Source organism: Paracoccus sp. (in: a-proteobacteria), assembly GCF_030536915.1.
Lineage (GTDB): Bacteria > Pseudomonadota > Alphaproteobacteria > Rhodobacterales > Rhodobacteraceae > Paracoccus.
Genome location: NZ_JAUNPC010000155.1, coordinates 1 through 3,444 on the forward strand (window position 1 = coordinate 1; position 3,444 = coordinate 3,444).

4 protein-coding genes are annotated in these 3,444 nt (G+C 67.0%); 2 read left to right on the top strand and 2 right to left on the bottom strand.

The genetic code is table 11. The annotated features are described in order from the left end of the window. Positions 1-37: 37 nt before the first annotated feature. Positions 38-925: a 2-hydroxy-3-oxopropionate reductase gene (locus Q4F04_RS15020; RefSeq protein ID WP_303370603.1), complete on the bottom strand. Its 888-nt coding sequence runs from the start codon at positions 923-925 to the stop codon at positions 38-40. Between the two features lie 92 nt (positions 926-1,017). Here Q4F04_RS15020 and Q4F04_RS15025 point away from each other — a divergent pair, with 92 nt between their 5' ends. Both Q4F04_RS15025 and Q4F04_RS15030 read left to right on the top strand, forming a co-directional pair. Beyond that, on the top strand, positions 1,018-1,782 hold the full coding sequence (locus Q4F04_RS15025) for an HpcH/HpaI aldolase/citrate lyase family protein (protein ID WP_303370604.1): 765 nt from the start codon (positions 1,018-1,020) through the stop codon (positions 1,780-1,782). A 10-nt stretch (positions 1,783-1,792) separates the two neighbouring features. Further along, complete coding sequence (locus tag Q4F04_RS15030; protein WP_303370605.1) at positions 1,793-3,010, top strand: FAD-binding oxidoreductase; 1,218 nt, start codon at positions 1,793-1,795, stop codon at positions 3,008-3,010. A 37-nt stretch (positions 3,011-3,047) separates the two neighbouring features. Here the strand turns inward: Q4F04_RS15030 and Q4F04_RS16065 are convergent, their stop codons facing one another. Continuing rightward, entirely contained in the window at positions 3,048-3,302 is a 255-nt protein-coding gene (locus Q4F04_RS16065; protein WP_368660736.1) for a transposase, read from the bottom strand. Between the last annotated feature and the right edge of the window lie 142 nt (positions 3,303-3,444).

A 3,444-nucleotide genomic window follows, 5' to 3' on the forward strand; every position in this document is an offset into this window, starting at 1 on the left:
AGCATGACGAAGACATCGGCCTTGCCGGTTCCGCGCATCATTCACCGCCTTTCGAAATCTGGTGGTTCGCCAACTGCTCCAGCGCCAGCGCCATTGCCGAATGGTCGCTGTCCGCCGCGCCCTGCGCCGCGCAGGCATTCATTAGTTGCTGCGCCGCCGCCGTTCCCGGCAGCGCCACACCCAGCGCCCGGGCGCTGTCCAGCGCGAGGTTCAGGTCCTTCTGGTGCAGCCGGATGCGGAAGCCGGGGCCGAAGCTGCGGTCGATCATCCGCTGGCCATGGACCTCGAGAACGCGCGAGGAGGCGAAGCCGCCCAGCAGCGCCTGCCGCACCTTCACCGGATCGCAGCCAGCCTTGGCGGCGAAGACCAGCGCCTCGGCCACGGCCTCGATGTTCAGGGCGACGACGATCTGGTTGGCGATCTTGCAGGTCTGGCCCGCGCCATTCGCCTCGCCCACGAGGGTGATGTTCCTGCCCAGCGCCTCGAAGATCGGCAGCGCGCGGCGGAACTCGGGCTCGGGGCCGCCGGCCATGATCGTCAGGCTGGCGGCCCTGGCGCCGACCTCGCCGCCCGACACGGGAGCGTCCAGATAGCCCGCACCCCTGGCGCGGATCGCCTCGGCCAGCCGGGCGGTGGCGATGGGGCTGATCGAACTCATGTCGATGACCAGCGCGCCGGGTGCGATGCCCTCGGCGACCCCTCCCTCGCCCAGCAGTACCCGTTCCACGTCCGGCGTGTCGGGCAGCATGGTGATGACGACCTCGCTGTCTCGGGCGACCTCGGCCGGCGAGGCTGCGACCCTTGCCTCAAGCCCCTCCGGCAGGCCAGAGCGGTTCAGGCTGACCGTAAGCTCATGTCCCGCCGCCACGAGATTGCGGGCCATCGGCGCGCCCATCACACCCAGTCCGATGAAGCCGATCCTCACCTGTCCACCTTTTGCAATTGCCTACGGACTACACCTCATGTGATATATGACATCATACAAATCGCAAGCCGGAATCACGGGAACTGAGAAAAATGGAGGAACGCAGGAATGTGCTGAAGGCGACGTTGGCCGAGGGAAAGCCCTGCATCGGGCTGTGGTGCTCGCTGGCAAGCGGCTTGACGACCGAGATCATGGCGGGTTCCGGCGCGGGCTGGCTGCTGCTGGATTGCGAGCACAGCCCGAACGACCTGCGCAGCATCGTCACCCAGTTGCAGGCCGCGGCGGCCTTCCCCTGCGAGGCGGCGGTGCGCCTGCACTCGGACGATCCGAACCTGATCAAGCAGTTCATGGACGCGGGCGCACGCAGCCTGATGGTGCCGAACGTCCGGACGGCCGACCAGGCCCGCGCCGTCGCCGCCGCCATGGCCTATGCCCCCGCCGGCGGCATCCGCGGCTTCTCGGTCGGCCACCGCGCCAACCAGTTCGGCCGCATTGCGGGCTATCACCAGAACGCTCGGGCGAACCAGTTGCTGGCGGTGCAGATCGAATGCGCAACCGGCGTGGCGAACGCGGCCGAGATCGCCGCGGTGGACGGCGTGGACGTGCTGTTCGTGGGACCGGGCGACCTGTCCACCAACCTGAACGCCATGGGCAACCCGAACGCCGATCATGTGCAGGACGCCATTGCGCAGGTCCGCCGCGCGGCGGCAAAGGCGGGCAAGGCCAGCGGCATCCTCGCGCCGGTCAAGGCCGATGCCGACCGCTATCTGAAGGACGGTTTCACCATGGTCGCCGTCGGCTCCGACCTCGGGCTGCTCGCGCGCGGCTCGGACAACCTGATTGCATCCTTTGCCTGAGGCCCGCCAGATGCCCATCCCGAAATACAAGGCCCCCCGCCAAGCCGCATATGACATCGTGATCGTCGGAGGCGCCGCCGTCGGGTCGTCCACCGCCTACTGGCTGTCCCAGAAGCTGGGGCCGAACCCCTCGGTGCTGGTGGTCGAGCGCGACAGCACCTACGAGTTCTCATCCACCGCACTGTCGACCAGCGCGATCCGGCAGCAGTATTCCAACCCGATCAACGTCAAGATCAGCCAGTTCGGGATCGAGTTCATCACGACCTTCACCGAGCGCATGGCCCCCTATTTCCAGGGAGAGGCCGCGCCGGATCTGGGGTTCAGGGAACACGGCTATCTTTACTGCGTCTCGCCCGACGGGGTCGAGGCCGCCCGCGCCCGCGTCGACCTGCAGCGCAGCATTGGCGCCCATACGGTCTGGCTGGAACCCGGCCCGCTGAAGGACCGCTTTCCATGGCTGAACGTGGACGACCTGGGCGGAGGCGCATGGGGCTCGCGCCACGAAGGCTGGTTCGACTCGATGGGGATGCTGAACGGCCTGCGCCGGGCGGCCCGGATGGAAGGCGTCGAATATGTCGACAATGCCGTCACCGGGCTGGACCTGGCCGGCAACCAGGTGATCGCGGTCCGGCTGGCGACGGGCGAGACCATCCAATGCGGCACGCTGGTGAACGCCGCCGGCCCCCGCGCCCAGCAGGTTGCCGCGATGGCCGGGCTGTCGATCCCGGTCGCGCCCTTCAAGCGCTACAGCTTCGTCTTCGCCAGTCGCACGCCGATCCCGGGACGGATGCCGAATGTCATCGACCTGTCAGGCACCTTCGTCCGCCCGGAAGGCGAGCTGTTCCTGACCGGCAACACGCCCCTGGACGACGGCCCGGCCGATTACGACGACTTCGAGATGCAGCACGCCGAGTTCGAGGACCGCATCTGGCCAGCCCTGTGGCACCGCATCCCGGCCTTTGATTCACTACGGGTGCAGCAAAGCTGGACCGGGCATTACGAATACAACATGCTGGACCACAACGGCATTGTCGGCTTCCACCCCGAGCTGCACAACTTCATGTTCGCCAACGGCTTCTCGGGGCACGGCCTGCAGCAGTCGCCGGCCGTGGGACGGGCCGTGGCGGAACTGATCGTGGACGGAGAATTCCGGACGCTTGATCTGACGCCGTTCCGCTTCGAGCGCATTCCGGCGAACGAGCCGTTTATCGAAGAAGCCGTTATTTGAACAGGATCGGTTCGGCCTGCTGCAGGTTTCATGGACACTAGGACACCGACTCACAAGCACGCAACCAGATGCGGGTTGCGGCGAGTTTGACAAGGGCGAGGAAGTTCGCGTCGTGCTTCTCGCAGCGGGTGGCGACAGCCCTGTAATGCTTGAGCTTGGAGAAGAACCGCTCGATCCGATTGCGTCTGCGGTAGCCGGCCCGGTCCAGCGGCGGCGGATCGGCGGAGGATCGGCCGGATGACGACCTTTGCCCCAGGCGCGGCGAGACGTTCGCGCAGCCGGTTGCCGTCATGGGCGGCTTCCGCGATCAGGGTCTGACCCGCACCCACCGTGTCGAGCATGTCGTCGGCCGAGCCGGCTCGGGAAATCTGAACCAAGGGCGTTGAGTGGATCGTCCGCGCGACCTCGGCATGATGCCGAGGAGCGAGGAGAGA

Excerpts from the sequence above, each read along its gene's own strand:
- Q4F04_RS15025 (WP_303370604.1), top strand. The coding sequence starts at position 1,018 with ATGGAGGAACGCAGGAATGTGCTGAAGGCGACGTTGGCCGAGGGAAAG.
- Q4F04_RS15030 (WP_303370605.1), top strand. The coding sequence starts at position 1,793 with ATGCCCATCCCGAAATACAAGGCCCCCCGCCAAGCCGCATATGACATC.
- Q4F04_RS16065 (WP_368660736.1), bottom strand. The coding sequence starts at position 3,302 with ATGACGGCAACCGGCTGCGCGAACGTCTCGCCGCGCCTGGGGCAAAGG.